Genomic DNA, 17914 nt, shown 5'->3' with positions numbered 1-17914 from the left:
ACACGCCGACCTCCAGTCCCCACTGGTGGTCCACGCCGACCACGCACACCAGCGGCAGGTTCTCCCGGACCGCGGTCTCGAGCTCGGCGATGTGGAACAGGAACGCCGAGTCACTGGTCAGCAGCATATGGGAGGCCACCCCGTTCGACGAACGCGCCGCGGTGTTCCTGCGGGCCGCCGACCTGCTGGCCGGACCGTGGCGGGAGAAGCTCTGCGCGGCAACGATGCTCGGCCAGTCCAAATCGGCGTATCAGGCCGAGATCGACGCCGCCTGCGAGCTGATCGACTTCTGGCGATTCAACGTCGCGTTCGCGCGCGGCATCCTGGCCCAGCAGCCGCGCAGTGTGCGCGGGGTGTGGAACCGCACCGACTACCGGCCGCTGGAGGGATTCGTCTACGCGGTCACGCCGTTCAACTTCACCGCGATCGCCGGGAACCTGCCGACCGCTCCGGCGTTGATGGGCAACACCGTGATCTGGAAGCCGTCGCCCACCCAGACATTCGCGGCGTACCTGACCATGCAGCTGCTCGAAGAGGCGGGCCTGCCGCCCGGTGTGATCAACCTGCTCACCGGCGACGGTGTCGCGGTCTCGGAAGTCGCGCTGGCGGATCCGCGGCTGGCCGGAATCCATTTCACCGGGTCGACCAAGACGTTCCAGTACCTCTGGCGGGAGGTCGGCGCGAACATCGAGCGCTACCACACCTATCCGCGCCTGGTCGGCGAGACCGGCGGCAAGGACTTCGTCGTCGCGCACGCCAGCGCCCAGCCCGACGTGCTGCGCACCGCGCTGATCCGCGGCGCATTCGACTACCAGGGCCAGAAGTGCTCGGCGGCCTCCCGCGCGTTCATCGCCCGGTCGGTGTGGCAGCAGATGGGCGACGACTTCCTCTCTGCCGCCGAGTCACTGACCTACGGCGACGTCGCCCATCTGTCCAACTTCGGCGGCGCGCTCATCGACGCCCGCGCGTTCGCCAAGAACGTCGACGCGATCGAACGCGCCAAGAACGCCAACGTCACAATCGCCGTCGGCGGCGAATACGACGACAGTGAGGGCTATTTCGTCCGTCCGACCGTCCTGCTGTCCGACGACCCCGGCGACGAGGCGTTCCGAACCGAGTACTTCGGGCCGATCCTGGCCGTGCACGTCTATCCCGACGACGAGTACGACCGCATCCTCGACACCGTCGACGCCGGCGCCGCGTACGGGCTGACCGGAGCGGTGATCGCCGACGACCGCGCGGCCGTGCTCACCGCCGAACGCCGGTTGCGTCACGCCGCCGGCAACTTCTACGTCAACGACAAGCCGACCGGGGCCGTCGTCGGACAGCAACCGTTCGGCGGATCGCGCGCCTCGGGTACCAACGACAAGGCCGGGTCGGCGCTGAACCTGCTGCGGTGGACGTCGGCGCGCTCGATCAAAGAGACCTTCGTGCCGGCCACCGACCACACCTACCCGCACATGGCGCGATGAGCGGGGTTTTCGCGCGGGTGGCCCGGCCGGTGATCCTGGCCGCGAGCCGGCGCGACGGTCTGCGCCGCGCCGCCGAGCGGCTGCCGCTGACCCGGGAGGTGGTGCACCGCTTCGTTCCGGGCGAGACGGTGCCCGACGCACTGGACGCCGTCGCCCGGCTGCGTGATTCGTACCGTCTGGTGTCGGTCGACGTTCTCGGTGAAGATGTCGCCGATATCGACACCGCCAACCGCAACGTCGACACCTACGTCGAGCTGCTCGCCGGGCTGGCCCGGCGCGGCGAGGAGGCGGCCGACGTGCCCGCGCTGGAGGTGTCGGTGAAGCTGTCCGCGCTCGGGCAGGCGCTGGGCCGCGACGGGGAGAAGATCGCACTGGACAACGCCCGCGCCATCTGCGAGCGGGCGCAGCGTGCGCACATCTGGGTGACGGTGGACGCCGAAGACCACACCACCACCGACTCGACGCTGTCGATCGTGCGCGAACTGCATGCCGACTTCGACTGGGTGGCAACGGTATTGCAGGCCTACCTCAAGCGCACCGCGGCGGACTGCTCGGAGTTCAGCGGTACCCGGATCCGACTGTGCAAGGGCGCCTACGACGAACCCGCTTCGGTGGCGTTCCGCGAGCCCGCCGAAGTCACCGATTCGTACCTGCGGTGTCTGCGGGTGCTGATGGCCGGCCGGGGCTACCCGATGGTCGCCTCGCACGACCCGGCGATCCTGGCAGCCGTCCCGGCGATGGCGGCGGAATTCCAGCGCGGCGCCGGCGATTACGAGTACCAGATGCTCTACGGCATCCGCGATGCCGAACAGCGCAGGCTGGCCGACGCGGGCGGTGCGGTGCGGGTCTACGTTCCGTTCGGCACCCAGTGGTACGGGTACCTGGTGCGCAGGCTGGCCGAGCGGCCCGCGAACCTGACGTTCTTCCTGCGGGCGCTGCTGGACCGGCCGGAGCGTTAGACCGGGCGGGCGCCGACCGGCATCACCACGGTGCCGCGGCACGCGCCGGCCAGGATCTCGGTGCGCCAGGTGCCGAACAGCGTGCCGTCGATGTCGGGGGCGTAGAACACCCGCGACCGGGCCGGGGCGTATTCGCTGGGCACCCCGTCACCGCGGAAGCACTCCCACTGCCAGTTGTAGGCGTACTGCCACCGGGCCCCGTCCCAGGTGTAGCGCACGGGCTGGGGGATCGTCGGGTTGGTGGGTGCGGGCCCCTCGACGACGGTCGCCACGCACAGTCCGGTCGAACAGTCCGTGGCCAAGGTGTACTGGGCGCTGAAGTCGGGTTCGGCCTGGGCGGCGGCGATGCTGGTGCCCATCTTGTCCGACGCGTAGGTGATGATCTGGTAACGCCCGTTCCACGTCGGGTTCGCCGCACCCGCCGTCGGCGCCGCCACCAAGCCGGCCGCCACGGCGCAAGCTGCACCCAGCAGCGCGCAGGTCAGACGGCGGACATACATGCCCCGCAGCGTATTTGGCCGAACCGTCAAAACCGTCACGACACGGTTTGCCGCAGGCTACGAGACCATCACGGATTCGTATCGGTGAACGAGTGGTGTAGCGAAACTCACTGCGGCGTCAGCGACCCGCCAACAGCAGCAGCGCCCAGGCGGCGATCGACTGGGCGTCGGTGATGACCCCGTCGCGCATCATCTGCTCCACCTCGGCGCGGGCGAACCAGGCGCTGTGCATGTCCTGCTCCTCGTGCTCGCGCTCGTGTTCACCCTCGGTGATACCGGTCGCGAGGAACACCCAACCGCGCTGGCTGCTCATCCCGGGGGCCACGTCGAGCTGACCGAGCCGCTCCAGGTGCGCGGCCCGCAGCCCGGTCTCCTCCCGCAGCTCCTGCGCCGCGAGCTCGGCCGGGTCGAGTTCGCGGGCACCGGGGGCGGTGCCCTGCGGGAACTCCCATCGCCGCAGGCCGATCGGGTAGCGGTACTGCTCGACCAGCGCGATCCGGTCCCCGTCGATGGCGATCACCAGCGCATAGGTGGGCTTCTCGACGACCGCGTAGACACCGCCGCTGCCGTCGGGGCGGCGGATGTCGTCCTCACGCAGCGCCATCCACGGGTTCCGGTAGACCTCGCGCGAGGCGAGCCGCTCAATTTGGGTCACGCGCCCAAGTATCGCCGACCCCCGTGTGGGTAACCTCGCTGATTATGTTGCTGGCTTCGTTGAACCCCGCCGCGGTCGCCGGCGGCGCCGACATCGGCGACGCGGTGCGCATCGACGGTGCGGTGCTCTCGCGCAGCGACCTGGTGGGCGCGGCGACCTCGGTGGCCGAGCGGGTGGCCGGGGCCGGCCGGGTCGCGGTGCTGGCCACGCCGACCGTGGCGACCGTGCTCGCGGTGACGGGCTGCCTGATCGCCGGGGTGCCCGTCGTCCCGGTGCCCGCCGACGTCGGGACCGCCGAGCGCAGGCACATCCTCACCGACTCCGGGGCGCAGGCGTGGCTGGGCGACCAACCGGCCGAGACCGAAGGCCTGCCGCACGTGCCCGTCCGCGTGCACGCGCGGTCCTGGCACCGATACGCCGAACCGCCCGCCGACGCACCGGCCTTGATCATCTACACCTCCGGCACGACCGGCGCGCCCAAGGGCGTCGTGGTGAGCCGGGCGGCCATCGCCGCCGACATCGACGCGCTCGCCGAGGCCTGGCAGTGGTCCCCTGACGACACGCTGGTGCACGGGCTACCGCTGTACCACGTGCACGGCCTGGTGCTGGGCCTGCTCGGTTCGCTGCGGATCGGAAACCGGTTCGTGCACACCGGAAAACCGACACCGGAGGGCTACGCGGCGGCCGGTGGTTCGCTGTACTTCGGCGTTCCGACGGTGTGGTCGCGGGTGGCCGACGACCGCGCGTCGGCGTGGGCGCTCGCGTCGGCGCGGCTGCTGGTCTCGGGCAGCGCGCCGCTACCGGTCCCGGTGTTCGACAAGCTCGTCGCCGTGACGGGACACCGCCCGATCGAACGGTACGGATCGACTGAATCACTGATCACGGTCAGCACCCGCGTCGACGGTGAGCGCCGCCCCGGCTGGGTGGGTCTGCCGGTGGCCGGTGTGCAGACCAGGCTCGTCGACGAGTCCGGCGGCGACGTCGTCCATGACGGGGAAACCATTGGGCGACTGCAGGTTCAGGGGCCCACGCTGTTCGACGGCTACCTCAACCGGCCCGACGCGACAGCCGAGGTGCTCGGAGCTGACGGCTGGTACCGCACCGGCGACGTCGCGGTGATCGACGGCGACGGTATGCACCGCATCGTCGGCCGCGAGTCGGTCGACCTGATCAAGACCGGAGGCTTCCGGGTCGGTGCGGGCGAGATCGAAACGGCGCTGCTCGGGCACCCGGGTGTGCGCGAAGCCGCGGTGGTCGGACTGCCCGACGACGACCTGGGGCAGCGGATTGTCGCGTTCATCGTCGGCGACGCCGACCGCGATGCACTGATCAATTATGTCGCCCAGGAGCTTTCGATCCACAAGCGGCCGCGGGAAGTGCGCATCGTCGACGCGCTGCCGCGCAACGCGATGGGTAAGGTGCTCAAAAAGGAGCTGGCGCAATGACGCTGACGTTCGACGAGATCTGCATCGACGCCCACGACGCGACCGCGCTGGGTGACTGGTGGTCGCGGGTGCTGGGCTGGCCGCGCGACATCGACGACGACGGGGACGTCGTGCTGCACGCGCCGCCGGGCGCCGGGCCGAACTGGCTGTTCCTCGCGGTCCCCGACGACAAGGTGGTCAAGAACCGCATCCACTTCGACTTTCGGCCCGACGATCAACGGGCCGAGGTCGAGCGGGTGATCGGCCTCGGCGCCAGGCGCATCGACATCGGCCAGGGCGAGCCGAGTTGGGTGGTGCTCGCCGATCCGGAGGGCAACGAATTCTGCATCCTCGCCGCAGAAGATTGACCCCGTTGCGGCGAGCGTGCGCGCTTGTACACGACACGCCGCGCAGAATCCTGACTTTGTGCACGCTCGTGGCGGTGTCAGCGTGCGTGATCGGCGCCTGCGCCCCGCCTGAAGCTCCGCCGCCGTCGACCTCGGCCGCCGGTCAGGAGCCGCTGCGCATCGGGCCGGCCGCCCAGGACACCCTCGGCGGTTGGCTGCCCGACGGCACGACGCTGAGCCCGTTCGACGTGTCGAACCCGATCGTCGGTTGGCTCGACCCGGACCTGCTCGCGGCGGTGCAGGACGCCGCGAAGGCGGCCGCCGCGGACGGCGTCGACATGCGGATCAACTCGGGATGGCGGACGATCGGTTTCCAGCGGCGGCTCTTCGAGGACGGTGTTCGCAGCTACGGAAGTATCGAGGCGGCAAGGAAATTCGTTGCCTCACCGCAGACGTCGAACCACGTCACCGGCAAAGCGGTCGACATCGCACCGGTCGCGGCGGACCGATGGCTGATCGCCAACGGCCGCAAGTTCGGGCTATGTCAGATCTTCGCCAACGAGATCTGGCACTTCGAACTCGTCGCCGTCGACGGACGCTGTCCGCCGCTCAAGCCGAACGCCACCGGTTGAGCGCTCAGATCGATTCGCGGTGCGCCTGCGGGTACGGGCACGACAGGCTGCCCGTACCCGGTCCGTTCTGCCATGGCATCCAGTCGTTCCAGCATGCACCGAGCGCGGAACTCAACGCGATCGTGACGCCGTAACTCGGTGCCTCGACCGGTACTTCGGGCTCCTGCGGGCCCGGCACGTCGCCGTCGACCACGTTGATGACCGCAACGAGCGGTCCGTCGTCCTGGCGGGGTGAGGACACGAAGTACACGAATGTGTCCTGCCCGACGAAGCCCTTGTTCGGGACGTAGGTGAACGACCCGCGGTGTTCAACTGCAGGGTTCCGTTGGCCGGCTTCTGTTCCAGATGCACACTCCAGCCGTTGTTCTTCGGGTCGCGCAGGCCGTTGCCGACGGAAACCGTCAAAGTGGTGTCCCAGCCGACGGCGTAGGTGCGGTCTGGGTTCTCGACGCCGCGCTCCTGGACCTGGTCCATACTGTTCGATATGAATCGCGAGCGACTCCGCTTTGAAAAGGGACTGATCTGGGCGCCTGAGCACGGCCGCGTTGCCAAGAGATTCGTGTAGACCGGAATCGGCGAATGGTCGTCGGTGGCATTCGGCCCGGTAGCCGGAATGATCTGGCTTCCGGGCGACCCGCCACCTACTTGAGCATGCTTCCTGCGTCCACGGTGACGGGAAGGCCGGTGACATAACGTGCTTCATCGGATGCCAGGAACAGCACCGCATTGCTGATGTCGACGGGCTCCACCCAGCCGATAGGCAATACGTGCATCATCTGTGCGACGACTGCCATATCGTCGGGGCCCGGATTCTCCAGGTCGGGCCGGAAAAGATGCATTGTGCCCTCGTTCATGAACATCGGCGTGTTCACGTTGGTCGGGCAGACGGCGTTGACACGGATCGAATACTGACCCAACTCGACAGCAAAGGTGCGCATCAGACCGATGACACCGTGCTTGGCGGCGATGTAGTGGCCGGTGTGGGGATAGGCCTTGAGCCCGCCGACCGAGCTGGTCAGTACGATCGAGCCACCCTTTCCGCCGGAGAGTAGATGAGGGACAGCGGCTTTGACGGACTTCCACACCCCGGTGAGGTTGATGTCGATCATGTCATCCCAGTCTTCCTGGCGAGTCTTGTCCAGGGTCTGCCCGCCGTTGCCGATGCCGGCGTTGGCCACGACGGTGTCGAGGTGGCCGAGTTGTTCGACTCCGCTGTCGACCGCGGCCTTGAGCGCGTCGTAGTCCCGTACATCGACTTCGGCAGTGACGACGCGCCGGTTGAGCCCCCTGATCAAATCGGCGGTCTGCGCCAGGTCGTCGGGCGTGGACGGGGCGATCTGGGCGTCCTCGCTGATCGGGCCGCAGATGTCCACCGCAATGATGTCGGCGCCCTCCTCGGCCATCCGTACCGCGTGGCTGCGGCCCTGTCCGCGTGCTGCACCAGTGATGAAGGCGACCTTGCCCTCGACTCTTCCGGCCACGATGGCAACTCGATTCTCTCGGATCTGATCGACGTGAACTTGTCGATTGATCAGGGAGCGTGGCATTGAATCGAAGCAGTGTCAACCAACGCTCCGGCCGGTCGGGCCCGGGGGCCGGGTGGGTTCGCTAGAACCAGGTTGTGCGTCCAGCTGCGCGTAAATCGTGATGTGAGGTAGGTTCCGGTGGTGCGGTTGACCGTCGCCCGTGGCGGGTGATACTTATGGCTCGCGCAGTTGAACTGATCGACCGATCAAGATGGGAACGGGATGCGGTACAGGATCAGCAGCTCATGACCAGACGGAAGATCGTGTGGGTCGACCAGCGGTTGTGCGAAGGGCACGCGCTCTGCCTCCAGTCGGCCCCGGAAATGTTCGATTTGTCAGACGCCGATCAATGGGATCAGGCCGTCGCTGCGGTCGACGCCTGCCCACGTGGAGCCATCGCCCTCATCGAAGAACCGAAAGGACAGCCCGTCCGATGACCGACCTAGCTTCAGTCAACTTTTTCGCGGACCCCGATATCAGCCAGAGCCCGTACGAGTACTGGGACTACCTCCGCGAGCAGGGTCCGGTCATCCAAGAACCGCATTTCGGCGTCTATGCTGTGACGGGCTACCAGGAAGTGGTGGCCGCCTTCAAGGACCATGCGTCGTTCTCAGCGGTGAACGCCATCGGCGGGCCGTTTCCTCCTTTGCCCTTCACTCCGGAGGGCGACGACATCAGCGGACAGATCGAGGCGCACCGGCACTTATTCCCGATCCATGAGCACATGGTCGTCATGGATCCGCCGCACCACGACCGCGCACGTTCGTTGCTCGCGAAGCTCTTGACGCCACGAAGGCTGAAGGCGAACGAAGATTACATGTGGCAACTGGTGGACAGCCAGATCGACGCCATCATCGGAAACGGTCGCTGCGAGTTTCTGTCCGAGTACGCAAAGCCATTCGCGACATCGGCCATCATCGATCTGCTCGGCGTCCCCGAGGAAGACCGGCCGGAATTCTTGGCGGCATTGGGCGCCGAACGCCCCGAAGGCAACCGCGTCGGCGCGCTCGACGGTGAGCCTGTCGGTCTGGACCCACTGCAATACCTGGATGACAAATTCTCCGGTTACCTGGCCGAGCGTAGGCGAGAACCGCGAGGTGACGTGCTGTCGGGCATGGCGACGGCGCTCTACCCTGACGGATCCACCCCGGAGATCCTCGAGGTTGCCAAACCCGCGACCTTCCTGTTCGCCGCCGGCCAAGAGACGGTTACCAAACTACTGAGCGCAGCGGTGCAGACATTGGGGGACCGTCCCGACTATCAGCAGCACTTGCGCGAAAACCCCGATGGCATACCGACCTTCATCGAGGAAGCGCTGCGGATGCACTCGCCGACCAAGATCGACTTCAGGCTGGTCCGTCGGACCACCTCGCTGGGAGGTGTGCATCTACCGGCGGGGAGCGTCGTGATGCTGTGCCTGGGCGCGGCGAACCGAGATCCCCGCAAGTTCGAGGATCCGCACGAATTCCGGCCCGATCGAAAGAATGTCCGCGAACACATCGCTTTCGGCCGCGGAATCCACACCTGCGCCGGTGCGCCACTCGCGCGCGTCGAGGGGCAGATCACTGTGCGGAGGATGTTGGATCGGATGGCCGACATCCGGATCGACGAGTCCGTGCATGGCCCGGCCGATCGTCGCGATTACACCTACGAACCAACGTTCCTGCTGCGCGGGTTGACCCAACTGCGCATCGAGTACACCCCGGCGTCCTGAACGTGCCGTGTTCGGTAGAAGTTTGACCGCTTTTCACCCAGAACTGCGTTCCCGCGCTTGGCTTCTTCCGCGCACCGTCGTCACGAGGCGGACGGTGCCCATCCTCGGGCGGATGCCCGCTGTGCGGCTCCCTCGATCATCGACGATGGCGCATGCGGTCGCACTTGTCCGGGACTTGAGGTCAGGGTATCCCGACCGCCCGATGGGGACGGCAGTGCACTGCTGTGGATGCACGGTGGGGGTACATGCTGGGCAACGCGAGAATGGGCGACCGGCTCTGCGCTGAATTCGCCAGACAGACTGGATCGATGGTCGCTGCGGTGGACTACCGGCTGGCGCCCGACGCGCCGTACCCGGCCGCGTTGCACGACTGCTATGAAGCGTTGCGGTGGCTGTCACACCACCCTGCTGTCGACCCCGGCCGGATCGCTGTTGCGGGCGCCAGCGCCGGCGGGGGTCTTGCCGCAGCGCTGGCCCAACTCGCCCACGACCGGGACGAAATAAGTGTGGCGGCACAACTTCTCATTTATCCGATGCTCGACGACCGAACTGGGCAGCGGCCAGACCCCGACAGACGTGCCATGCGATCTGCATTCCGTGGCGGGAGCATTTCACGGCTTCGACGCAGCGGCGCCGAAGACCGACGTCACGAGGAGTTTCATCCGCGCGCAACATGACTGGTTGCGGAAACGGCTGTCCGGTTAGTTACGAAAATTCCGCCAACCGCGCCGCTATGAGTGAGCGGAGTTCGGCGTGACCGAGGGTGACGCCCACTGCATCTTCGTTGCACAGGCTACGTGCCGTTTGTGCGATCAGCATCGAGATGGCCACCGGGGGGTACTTCTCGGTGTCCAGGCCGCGTGCGCGCATCGCGACGGTCACCGCAGCGGTCTCGATGTCACGGACCCGTTCTGCGTAGGCACGTAGCTCTGTCCGAATTATCTTGCGGTGATTGGCAAGTGCCATGAACTCGGTGTTGAGGCCCGTCAGGCGCGAATCGCTGTTCATATCCCACAACGTCTGTAGCGGATCGTCGGCGGTCAGGGCGGCGCGCATGCGTTCCAGTGAGGCGTCGGCGCCGGATCTCAGCACCTCCACGAACAGATCGTCCATGGTGGGGAAGTAGTAGTAGACCAGGGCTTGCTTGACGCCTGCCTCTGCGGCCACTCGGCGCGAGGTGGCGGCTGCGTAACCTTCATCGCGCATCAGCTTGGCCGTCGCTTCGATCAGCCGGTCCCGCGCGTTGGTGTCCGGTGCGGCGGGCTTTCGACCGCTCGGCATCAGGCAGACACCATCAGCAGGCTGCGTGAACAGGAGCAACGTGCGGGGTAGGGCATGACGAATGTTAGCAGTCTGATCTATCGACCAGTCCGTGGACGGACGTCTAATCCAGCCCGATAAGGATGTTCTTGACCTGCAGGAATTCCTGCAGACCTTCGATGCCTCCGGTGCGCCCGAATCCGCTCTGCTTGTAGCCCCCGTACGGACCCTGTGGCGAGATCCGGCTTATCGAATTGACCCAGACCGACCCTGACTGCAAAGCCCGCGCGATCCGGTGGGCGCGGTGGAGATTCCTGGTGTGCATGAAGGCGTTCAAGCCGTACGCCGTGTCATTGGCAATCCGCACCGCCCTCGTCATCATCGCTGAATGGAGTGATAGAGACGACCGGGCCGAAGGTTTCGTGCTGCGCGAGGGGCGCGGAGTTGTTCACCTGCCCAAAGACCGTGGGCTCGAGATAGTAGCCGTCTGCCAGGTCCCCGCCGATGCGTCGTCCACCGGTGAGCAGGTCGCCGGCGCCGCTGCTGACTGCGGTGCCAACGATGTCGAGAATGCGCTGTAGCGACGCCTCGGAGATGACCGGCCCGAATCTCGTCGAGGGGTTCATCGGGTCACCCACGACCGCTGAGCCGACCGCGGCAAGGAACTTTTCGACGAAGGCGTCGTACACCGTTTCGTGCACCAACAATCGGCTGGCACACGCGCAACTCTGCCCGGATTGCATCAACGGCCCCTGGTGCGCGGACAGCATCGCAGCCTTGTCCAGGTCGGCGTCGTCGAAGACGATGTCGGCCGACTTGCCGCCGAGTTCGGCGACCACCGGCGTCAGATTCTCGGCAGCGGCGCGCAGTACCGCGCGCGCCGTGCCGCCGCCACCGGTGAAGTGCACTTTGCGGATAGTCGGATGGCGAACCAGCGCTTCGCCACCCTCGGCGCCGGCCGGGACGATGTTTACCAGACCGGCGGGCAGACCCGCCTCCAAGCACAGCTCACCGAAACGCAAGGCAGCCAGCGGGGCCAATTCGGACGGTTTGAAGACGACGGCATTTCCGGCGGCCAGCGCCGGCGCCACGCAGGACCCCGCGACCACGAGTGATCCGTTCCACGGGGCGATTATCCCGACCACTCCGTAGGGTTCCCGCTCGACGAGGTTGACATCGAACGATCCGCTCACCGGTGTGCTTGCGCCGGCAATCTTGTCGGCGTAGCCGGCGAAATGCCGTAGGAAGCTTTCCAACATGGTGGCGGTGCCGGCGAACGAGACCGGCACCGCGTAGTCCTGGACATTCAGGACCGCGAGTTCGTCGAGGTGCTCATGCACGGCGTCGGCCAGATCGATGAGGCGGTCGCGGCGAACGTCCACCGTCAGCGATGACCATTCTCGCTGCGCATCGTGAGCTGCCAGGACGGCGCGGTCCATCTCTGCGGCCCCGGCGAGGGCAACCGTGGCGTTGGGTTGTCCGGTGGCGGGGTAGATGTGCTGGTGCGCAGCGTCGGTGGAGGTGACGCGGTCTCCGCCCACCAGAAGTCCCAGTGTGTCCGTCACAACGGTGCGGCCTCCTCGGCCCACTCGGCGAGCACGCGTACTTTCTGTTCGCCGATGACCTGGTTCAGATGCGATGCCTTCGGCCAGCCATAGTAGGCGGCGAAATGCAGTGCCAATTCGTCCATTTCGTCGAAGGACAAGTCCCGGCTCTTCAACGCGGCGTAGACGTGGCTGAGGATTGGGTAGGGGGCATCCTGGAAGGCCACACACGCGACGGTGATGAGTCGACGTTCCTTCATGCCCAGTCCGGGGCGCAGCCACATCTCACCGAAGACGAAGTTCAGGATGCCGGCGCCCTGGAAGGGATTGTCCCGGGTCGGCGCGTAGGGCAGGCAGTTGATGTCCTTGAAGGACTGCTCACCGACGCGCAGGCGTGCCTCCGGGTCGCTGGGTGTCGGCAGCGGTAGCAGCGGAACTGCAGGCGGGAGTTGCTCCCCACGTTCACGGTGGATGCGATCCCACTGTTCGTCGACCACCATGTTGAAGCGGGATGCCTTCGGCCAACCCCCGTACACCGCGAAATGGAGCACCGTCTCCTGCATCTCGACGATGCTGACGTCGCCGCTGTTGAGCGCGGCATAAACATGGTCGCGCAGCGGTCCCTCGGCATCCGAGGCGGCCACACATGGCAGCGTGATGAACCGGCGGTCCCGCCGGGTCAGCACCGGACGCTGCCACACGTCGCCGAACACGAACTCGAGCATGCGCGTGGTCGCCGGCGTGGCATCCTCGGGCGCCGGGAAGGTCATCACATCCGCGAAGGCCTGGCGGCCGCGTTCGTTCATCGGATTGTCACTCCCGCATCCACTTTGAGTTCGAGCCCGGTCACATGTCGGGACTCGTCGGAAATCAGGAACAGCACGGCATTGCTGATGTCAACCGCTTCGGTCATCACGATCGGCAAGGCGTTCTGGAAGATGGGTGCCAGGTCAGGACGCTTCTCCACCAGCAGGCCGTGCAGTGAAGCCGGTTGCATACCGGTTTCCACACCGGTGGGGTGCACCGTATTCACTCGGACGTTCACCGCGGCGAGCTCATTGGCCAATGCCTTGCTCATCCCAACCACTCCGTGCTTGGACGCCGTGTACGGGGTGTGCAGTGGGCTGCCTTTGATCCCGGCTGCCGAGCTGATGTTCACCAGGCTGCCGCCACGATCGACAAGATGCGGCAGCGCTGCGGCGCAGGTGTTCCACGTGCCGATCAGATTGATGTCCACGACGGCCCGCCACTGGGCCGCGGAGGTGGTGTCCCACGTTCCGGCGGTCAGAACACCGGCGTTGGCGACGGAGGCGTCGAGGCCGCCGAGTTCGTCGACGCCGGCATCCACCGCGGCCGCGAGCGCATCGGCATCACGCACATCCACGATATGGGTGATGGCCCGCCGCCCCAGATCGTTTACCTGTCGGGCGGTTTCGGCAAGGTCCTCGGCCGATGACAGCGGGTACTCGATGTCGGGCACGGATGCGCAGATATCAACCAGAATGAGGTCCGCGCCCTCTTGGGCCAGCCGGACGGCGTGACTACGTCCCATTCCCCGGGCAGCCCCGGTGATCAGGACGCGTTTGCCTGCAATACGGCCGTTCACAGCTTGTTGCAGAAGCCGGCGTCGACGGGGAAGGTGACCCCGGTGACGTATCTGGCAGCGTCGGAGACCAGATACCCGATCGCCGCGCTGATATCTTCGGGTTGGAGCAATGACACAGGCATGGGGTTCTGTAGATGCGGGCCTGCGCCGGGATACTGTTCGAGGAACGCGGTCATCTCCGGATTGACTGCCATCATCGTATTGACGCCCGTCGGATGCACGGTGTTGACCCGGATGCTGTGCGGGGCAAGTGCATTGGCAAGGGTGCGCATGAGCCCGACGACGCCGTGCTTGGATGCCGCATAGCCGAGGCCGCCGCCCTGTGAGCCGCCGAAGCCCTTCAGGCCGGCGGTCGAACTGGTGAAGACGATGGCCCCACCGCGCTCACCGGCGATGAGGTGCGGGATGGTGGCTTTAGCGGTGTGGAAGGACCCGATGAGATTGACGTCGATGGCCGCCGACCACATGTCGAGGTCTTCCTCGATGCTCACCTCACAAAAGGCCGTTGGCGCGATACCGGCATTTGCGCACACGATGTCGAGTCGGTCGAAGTGCGCCACTCCGGCGTCGACGGCCGCCTTGACCGCGTAGAAGTCGCGGACATCGGCGACGGTGCCGAGCATTTTCGCACCCACCGATTCGACGAGCGCGATGGTTTCATCGAGTTCGGCACGGCTCGCCATGGGATAGCCGTTGGCAGGAATGTCGGCACAGATGTCGATACCGATGATGTCGGCGCCGTCACTGGCTAGGCGCACCGCGTGGCTGCGGCCCTGGCCCCGGGCGACGCCGGTGATGAATGCGACCTTGCCGTCCAGAGAGCCCATGAATCCTCGATTCGTTGCCGGTGTAACCGGGTTACTGCGGTACGGTAACCGAGTTACACCGAGTGGGCAAGGGGCAGAATGGCGGACAGCGTCGATGATCGGATGGTCGCCGTTGTCATCGAGATTCTGGAGACCGACGGATACGACGCCGTGCAGTTGCGGGAGGTTGCTCGGCGTGCCCGTACGTCACTGGCGACAATCTACAAGCGATACGCCACCCGGGAAGACCTCATCATGGCTGCGCTCGAGGTGTGGTTGGACGAGTTTCGTTATTCGGAGGTCAGTCCGCACGGACGCGCCGAGGGGGAGTCGCTGCATGCGGCGCTGATGGCGTTGTTCCGGGTCATTTTCGAACCCTGGGAACGTCATCCCGGCATGCTGACGGCGTACTTCCATGCGCGATCGTCGCCGCGCGGCCAACAACTGTTTCAACGAGGGTTGGACATTGTCGCCCCGGCGGGGCTGCAGCTGATGGCTGATGTCGACGACGGGTTCGTCGCCGACCTGAACAATGTCGTGTCCTGCGTGGTCTACGGACTCCTGGGGCGATTTGTGGCGGGGGAGATCGAGACCACCGACATTCTGCCTACGCTGGACCGAACCGTGTATTGGCTGACCGCAGGATATGAATCGACGAAACGCATTGCGGTCGAGTGACTTTGAATGGTCCACCTTGAAGACCGGCCAGAGCCGAGAGTTTGCCCGCCGCGAACGTCATCGAGCTCACCCGTACGTCGTCTTCACCCCGGCGATCACAGCCCCGATGAGGCGCGGTAGTTGCCGAACCCAAACCGGGATCACTGCACCGGGCGGGACCCTGCGCGGTGCTAGGAACCTGGCTGCAGACCCAGTCCGGTGTACTGGCCGAGCTGGCCGGCGACGAACTCGCTGATGTCATCCGCTTAACCGAAGCGATCGACGCGCTGGCCCCACGGATCGGCCAACGTGTCCAACACATCGCTCCCGAGCTGTTGGCGCTGCCCGGGTGCGGCGGTTGACCGCGGCCAAGATCATCGGCGAGACCGCCACTATCGCCCGATTCCGCAGCGAGGCCGCGTTCGCCTGTCACACCGGCGCAGCCCCGATACCGGTTTGGTCCGGCAACACCGCTGGCCGGATGCGGCTCAACCGCTCAGGCAACCGACAACTCAACGCGGCTCTTCACCGCATCGCGATCACCCAAATCCGGCTCACCGACAGCGCCGGACAGCGCTACTACTGAGCACGCCTGGCCGGCGGGAAGTCATCCAAAGAAGCGCTGCGATACCTCAAACGCCACCTCGCGCGCACCGTCTACCGGCTTCACAACGACGAACAACACCGCGAGGACGCCCACCACAGCGATCACCCGGCCGCCGCTTGACATAGGAGCAATGCACGCTCGCGCCACAAGGGTTTTCAGTTCTGGTGCAGGGCCTCGTTGAGTGTGATGCCCGTTCCGTCGCGCTTGACCACCTCGACGGCGCCCGAGAGCGAATTACGCCGGAACAGCAGGTTGTTCGCGCCCGACAACTCTCTGGCCTTGACGGTCTGACCGTCGGCGGTCTGCACCTTGGTCCCCGCCGTGACGTACAGGCCGGCCTCCACGACACAGTCGTCGCCCAGCGAAATGCCCAGTCCGGCATTGGCGCCCAGCAGACACCGCTGGCCGATCGAGATCACCTCGGTGCCGCCGCCGGACAGCGTGCCCATGATCGACGCGCCACCACCGATGTCCGAACCGTCGCCGACCACCACACCGGCCGAGATCCGGCCCTCGACCATCGAGCTGCCCAGCGTGCCCGCGTTGAAGTTCACGAAACCCTCGTGCATGACCGTCGTGCCCGCCGCCAGGTGCGCGCCCAGGCGGACCCGGTCGGCGTCGGCCACCCGCACCCCGGTCGGCATGACGTAGTCGACCATCCGCGGGAACTTGTCCACGCCGTAGACCGTCACCGGACCGCGGCGGCGCAGCCGCGCGCGCACCATCTCGAAACCCGAGACAGCACACGGGCCGTGGTTGGTCCACACCACGTTCGTCAGCACCCCGAACAGCCCGTCGGCGTTCAGCCCGTGCGGTGCGACCAGCCGGTGCGACAGCAGGTGCAGCCGCAGATAGGCGTCATAGGCGTCGACGGCCTTGTCGTCCAGCGACGAGATCACCGTCCGCACCGCCACCACGTCGACACCACGGTCCTCGTCGCGGCCGGTCAGCACACCGATCTCCTCGGGCACCTCGGCGACCGACAGCCGGACCGTGCCCGAGGCGTCGTCGTCCGAGCTCAATTCCGGAGCGGGAAACCACGTGTCGAGAACCGATCCGTCGGCGGCGATCGTCGCCAGCCCGATACCTGCAGCAGAAGTCACGGCCGTAAGACTAACCTCAGCCGGGTGAGCCTTGACCTGCACGGTGACCCGGTCGCGCTGACCGCGGCCCTGGTGGACATCCCCAGCGAGTCACGTCACGAAAAGCGCATCGCCGACGCGATCGAGGCTGCACTGCGCGAGCAGACCGGCCTCGAGGTCATCCGCAACGCCGACGCCGTGCTGGCCCGCACCAACCTGGGCAAGCCGTCGCGGGTCATGCTCGCCGGCCACATCGACACCGTGCCCGCCGCCGACAACCTGCCCAGCCGCCTCGTCGACGGCGAACTGCACGGCTGCGGCACCTCCGACATGAAGGCCGGCGACGCGGTGTTCCTGCACCTGGCCGCCACCATCGCCGAGCCGACCCACGACATCACGCTGGTGATGTACGACTGCGAGGAGATCGAGGCCTCGGCCAACGGGCTCAACCGCATCGAAGAAGAGCTCCCCGACTGGCTACGCGCCGACGTCGCGATCCTCGGCGAGCCGTCCGGTGGCTACATCGAAGCCGGCTGCCAGGGCACGCTGCGGGTCGTGGTCAGCGCGTCGGGCACCCGCGCCCACTCGGCCCGATCATGGTTGGGCGACAACGCCATCCACAAGCTCGGGCGTGTGCTGGACCGGCTGTCGGGCTATCAGGCCCGCAGCGTCGACATCGACGGCTGCACCTACCGCGAAGGGTTGTCGGCCGTGCGCATCGACGGTGGGGTAGCGGGCAACGTCATCCCCGACGCGGCGTCGGTCACGGTCAACTTCCGCTTCGCGCCCGACCGCAGCGTCGACGACGCGCTCGAGCATGTGCGCGACGTGCTCGACGGCCTCGACGTGGACATCGAGCTGACCGATGCGGCCGCGGGCGCGCTGCCCGGGCTGTCGCAACCCGCCGCCGCCGCGCTGGTCGAGGCCGCCGGCGGCCAGGTCCGCGCCAAGTACGGCTGGACCGACGTGTCGCGCTTCGCGGCGCTCGGCATCCCCGCGGTCAACTACGGCCCCGGCGACCCGAACCTCGCGCACCGCGTCGACGAGCGCGTCGAGGTCGACAAGATCACCGCCGCGACCGACATGCTGCGCCGGTATTTAACCGGTTGACCCCGCTCCTACC

At 66.6% G+C, this 17914-nt stretch carries 19 protein-coding genes and 3 pseudogenes; 11 read left to right on the top strand and 11 right to left on the bottom strand.

Features of this window, described 5'->3' with window-relative positions; translation table 11 throughout:
- Window positions 1-133, bottom strand: a pseudogene (locus tag BHQ18_RS29165) (thiamine pyrophosphate-dependent enzyme); the annotation flags it as partial.
- Here BHQ18_RS29165 and pruA point away from each other — a divergent pair.
- Together pruA and BHQ18_RS17490 are read left to right on the top strand one after the other, a co-directional pair.
- Entirely contained in the window at window positions 90-1472 is a 1383-nt protein-coding gene (gene pruA, locus BHQ18_RS17495; protein WP_411550520.1) for an L-glutamate gamma-semialdehyde dehydrogenase, read from the top strand. The pseudogene BHQ18_RS29165 and the gene pruA overlap by 44 nt on opposite strands.
- Window positions 1469-2431 (top strand): proline dehydrogenase family protein, encoded by a 963-nt coding sequence (locus tag BHQ18_RS17490; protein WP_069414891.1) that lies wholly within the window; start codon window positions 1469-1471, stop codon window positions 2429-2431. Before pruA ends, BHQ18_RS17490 begins: the two co-directional genes overlap by 4 nt.
- On the opposite strand, the gene BHQ18_RS17485 is transcribed toward BHQ18_RS17490, so the two are convergent.
- The gene (locus BHQ18_RS17485; protein WP_205866130.1) at window positions 2428-2931 is read right to left on the bottom strand and encodes an Rv2253 family sensor-like surface protein; all 504 of its coding nucleotides are present in this window, start codon (window positions 2929-2931) and stop codon (window positions 2428-2430) included. The two genes, BHQ18_RS17490 and BHQ18_RS17485, sit on opposite strands and share 4 nt — an antisense overlap.
- 118 nt (window positions 2932-3049) lie before the next feature.
- Window positions 3050-3586 carry an NUDIX domain-containing protein gene (locus tag BHQ18_RS17480; RefSeq protein ID WP_069414890.1) on the bottom strand — a complete coding sequence of 179 codons (537 nt, stop codon included), beginning with the start codon at window positions 3584-3586 and terminating at the stop codon, window positions 3050-3052.
- Between the two features lie 44 nt (window positions 3587-3630).
- On the opposite strand from BHQ18_RS17480, the gene BHQ18_RS17475 reads away from it, so the two are divergent.
- From BHQ18_RS17475 to BHQ18_RS17465, 3 genes are read left to right on the top strand one after another with little or no spacing between them, the layout of a single operon-like run.
- The gene (locus tag BHQ18_RS17475; RefSeq protein WP_069414889.1) at window positions 3631-5031 is read left to right on the top strand and encodes an acyl-CoA synthetase; all 1401 of its coding nucleotides are present in this window, start codon (window positions 3631-3633) and stop codon (window positions 5029-5031) included.
- Window positions 5028-5378, top strand: coding sequence for a VOC family protein (locus tag BHQ18_RS17470; RefSeq protein WP_069414888.1), 351 nt, complete (start codon window positions 5028-5030; stop codon window positions 5376-5378). Before BHQ18_RS17475 ends, BHQ18_RS17470 begins: the two co-directional genes overlap by 4 nt.
- Before the next feature lie 56 nt (window positions 5379-5434).
- Window positions 5435-5989, top strand: coding sequence for a M15 family metallopeptidase (locus tag BHQ18_RS17465; RefSeq protein ID WP_069414887.1), 555 nt, complete (start codon window positions 5435-5437; stop codon window positions 5987-5989).
- Between the two features lie 4 nt (window positions 5990-5993).
- Here BHQ18_RS17465 and BHQ18_RS17460 read toward each other — a convergent pair whose 3' ends face one another.
- Complete coding sequence (locus tag BHQ18_RS17460; RefSeq protein WP_165614569.1) at window positions 5994-6230, bottom strand: hypothetical protein; 237 nt, start codon at window positions 6228-6230, stop codon at window positions 5994-5996.
- Between the two features lie 400 nt (window positions 6231-6630).
- On the bottom strand, window positions 6631-7470 hold the full coding sequence (locus BHQ18_RS17455; RefSeq protein ID WP_069414885.1) for a mycofactocin-coupled SDR family oxidoreductase: 840 nt from the start codon (window positions 7468-7470) through the stop codon (window positions 6631-6633).
- Window positions 7471-7691: 221 nt separating this feature from the next.
- On the opposite strand from BHQ18_RS17455, the gene BHQ18_RS17450 reads away from it, so the two are divergent.
- The 3 genes from BHQ18_RS17450 to BHQ18_RS30850 all read left to right on the top strand — a co-directional run bounded on the left by BHQ18_RS17450 (window position 7692) and on the right by BHQ18_RS30850 (window position 9906).
- A complete protein-coding gene (locus tag BHQ18_RS17450) occupies window positions 7692-7952 on the top strand; it encodes a ferredoxin (RefSeq protein ID WP_411550519.1) in 261 nt (86 codons plus the stop codon).
- On the top strand, window positions 7949-9229 hold the full coding sequence (locus BHQ18_RS17445; RefSeq protein WP_069414884.1) for a cytochrome P450: 1281 nt from the start codon (window positions 7949-7951) through the stop codon (window positions 9227-9229). Before BHQ18_RS17450 ends, BHQ18_RS17445 begins: the two co-directional genes overlap by 4 nt.
- A gap of 245 nt (window positions 9230-9474) precedes the next feature.
- The gene (locus tag BHQ18_RS30850) at window positions 9475-9906 is read left to right on the top strand and encodes an alpha/beta hydrolase fold domain-containing protein (protein WP_324614066.1); all 432 of its coding nucleotides are present in this window, start codon (window positions 9475-9477) and stop codon (window positions 9904-9906) included.
- Window positions 9907-9934: 28 nt separating this feature from the next.
- Here the strand turns inward: BHQ18_RS30850 and BHQ18_RS17440 are convergent, their stop codons facing one another.
- The 5 genes and pseudogenes from BHQ18_RS17440 to BHQ18_RS17420 form a co-directional block, all read right to left on the bottom strand.
- The gene (locus BHQ18_RS17440; protein ID WP_069414883.1) at window positions 9935-10510 is read right to left on the bottom strand and encodes a TetR/AcrR family transcriptional regulator; all 576 of its coding nucleotides are present in this window, start codon (window positions 10508-10510) and stop codon (window positions 9935-9937) included.
- A 103-nt stretch (window positions 10511-10613) separates the two neighbouring features.
- Window positions 10614-12054, bottom strand: a pseudogene (locus tag BHQ18_RS17435) (aldehyde dehydrogenase family protein).
- Window positions 12051-12839, bottom strand: a complete 789-nt coding sequence (locus BHQ18_RS17430; RefSeq protein WP_069414882.1) for a carboxymuconolactone decarboxylase family protein — start codon at window positions 12837-12839, stop codon at window positions 12051-12053. Before BHQ18_RS17430 ends, BHQ18_RS17435 begins: the two are co-directional and overlap by 4 nt.
- The gene (locus BHQ18_RS17425) at window positions 12836-13639 is read right to left on the bottom strand and encodes a mycofactocin-coupled SDR family oxidoreductase (RefSeq protein ID WP_069414881.1); all 804 of its coding nucleotides are present in this window, start codon (window positions 13637-13639) and stop codon (window positions 12836-12838) included. The genes BHQ18_RS17430 and BHQ18_RS17425 overlap by 4 nt, the downstream gene beginning before the upstream one ends.
- Window positions 13636-14466 carry a mycofactocin-coupled SDR family oxidoreductase gene (locus BHQ18_RS17420; RefSeq protein WP_069414880.1) on the bottom strand — a complete coding sequence of 277 codons (831 nt, stop codon included), beginning with the start codon at window positions 14464-14466 and terminating at the stop codon, window positions 13636-13638. Before BHQ18_RS17420 ends, BHQ18_RS17425 begins: the two co-directional genes overlap by 4 nt.
- A 78-nt stretch (window positions 14467-14544) precedes the next feature.
- On the opposite strand from BHQ18_RS17420, the gene BHQ18_RS17415 reads away from it, so the two are divergent.
- Together BHQ18_RS17415 and BHQ18_RS29155 are read left to right on the top strand one after the other, a co-directional pair.
- Complete coding sequence (locus tag BHQ18_RS17415) at window positions 14545-15123, top strand: TetR/AcrR family transcriptional regulator (protein WP_069414879.1); 579 nt, start codon at window positions 14545-14547, stop codon at window positions 15121-15123.
- A gap of 128 nt (window positions 15124-15251) precedes the next feature.
- Window positions 15252-15829 (top strand): annotated as a pseudogene (locus BHQ18_RS29155) (transposase); the annotation flags it as partial.
- A 35-nt stretch (window positions 15830-15864) separates the two neighbouring features.
- Here BHQ18_RS29155 and dapD read toward each other — a convergent pair.
- The gene (gene dapD / locus BHQ18_RS17405; protein WP_069414878.1) at window positions 15865-16812 is read right to left on the bottom strand and encodes a 2,3,4,5-tetrahydropyridine-2,6-dicarboxylate N-succinyltransferase; all 948 of its coding nucleotides are present in this window, start codon (window positions 16810-16812) and stop codon (window positions 15865-15867) included.
- Between the two features lie 24 nt (window positions 16813-16836).
- On the opposite strand from dapD, the gene dapE reads away from it, so the two are divergent.
- Window positions 16837-17901 carry a succinyl-diaminopimelate desuccinylase gene (dapE, locus tag BHQ18_RS17400; RefSeq protein WP_069414877.1) on the top strand — a complete coding sequence of 355 codons (1065 nt, stop codon included), beginning with the start codon at window positions 16837-16839 and terminating at the stop codon, window positions 17899-17901.
- Window positions 17902-17914 lie beyond the last annotated feature (13 nt).

The sequence above is a fragment of the Mycolicibacterium flavescens genome (assembly GCF_001722335.1).
Classification (GTDB): Bacteria; Actinomycetota; Actinomycetes; order Mycobacteriales; family Mycobacteriaceae; genus Mycobacterium; species Mycobacterium flavescens.
The sequence above is the reverse complement of the archived record's forward strand: the minus strand, read 5'-3'. Positions and strand labels throughout refer to the sequence as shown.

Bases quoted from the DNA above. Each gene is read 5' to 3' on its own strand.
- pruA (WP_411550520.1), top strand. From the start codon at position 90: ATGTGGAACAGGAACGCCGAGTCACTGGTCAGCAGCATATGGGAGGCC.
- BHQ18_RS17490 (WP_069414891.1), top strand. From the start codon at position 1,469: ATGAGCGGGGTTTTCGCGCGGGTGGCCCGGCCGGTGATCCTGGCCGCG.
- BHQ18_RS17485 (WP_205866130.1), bottom strand. From the start codon at position 2,931: ATGTATGTCCGCCGTCTGACCTGCGCGCTGCTGGGTGCAGCTTGCGCC.
- BHQ18_RS17475 (WP_069414889.1), top strand. From the start codon at position 3,631: ATGTTGCTGGCTTCGTTGAACCCCGCCGCGGTCGCCGGCGGCGCCGAC.
- BHQ18_RS17470 (WP_069414888.1), top strand. From the start codon at position 5,028: ATGACGCTGACGTTCGACGAGATCTGCATCGACGCCCACGACGCGACC.
- BHQ18_RS17450 (WP_411550519.1), top strand. From the start codon at position 7,692: ATGGCTCGCGCAGTTGAACTGATCGACCGATCAAGATGGGAACGGGAT.
- BHQ18_RS17445 (WP_069414884.1), top strand. From the start codon at position 7,949: ATGACCGACCTAGCTTCAGTCAACTTTTTCGCGGACCCCGATATCAGC.
- BHQ18_RS30850 (WP_324614066.1), top strand. From the start codon at position 9,475: ATGCTGGGCAACGCGAGAATGGGCGACCGGCTCTGCGCTGAATTCGCC.
- BHQ18_RS17440 (WP_069414883.1), bottom strand. From the start codon at position 10,510: ATGCCGAGCGGTCGAAAGCCCGCCGCACCGGACACCAACGCGCGGGAC.
- BHQ18_RS17430 (WP_069414882.1), bottom strand. From the start codon at position 12,839: ATGAACGAACGCGGCCGCCAGGCCTTCGCGGATGTGATGACCTTCCCG.
- BHQ18_RS17420 (WP_069414880.1), bottom strand. From the start codon at position 14,466: ATGGGCTCTCTGGACGGCAAGGTCGCATTCATCACCGGCGTCGCCCGG.
- BHQ18_RS17415 (WP_069414879.1), top strand. From the start codon at position 14,545: ATGGCGGACAGCGTCGATGATCGGATGGTCGCCGTTGTCATCGAGATT.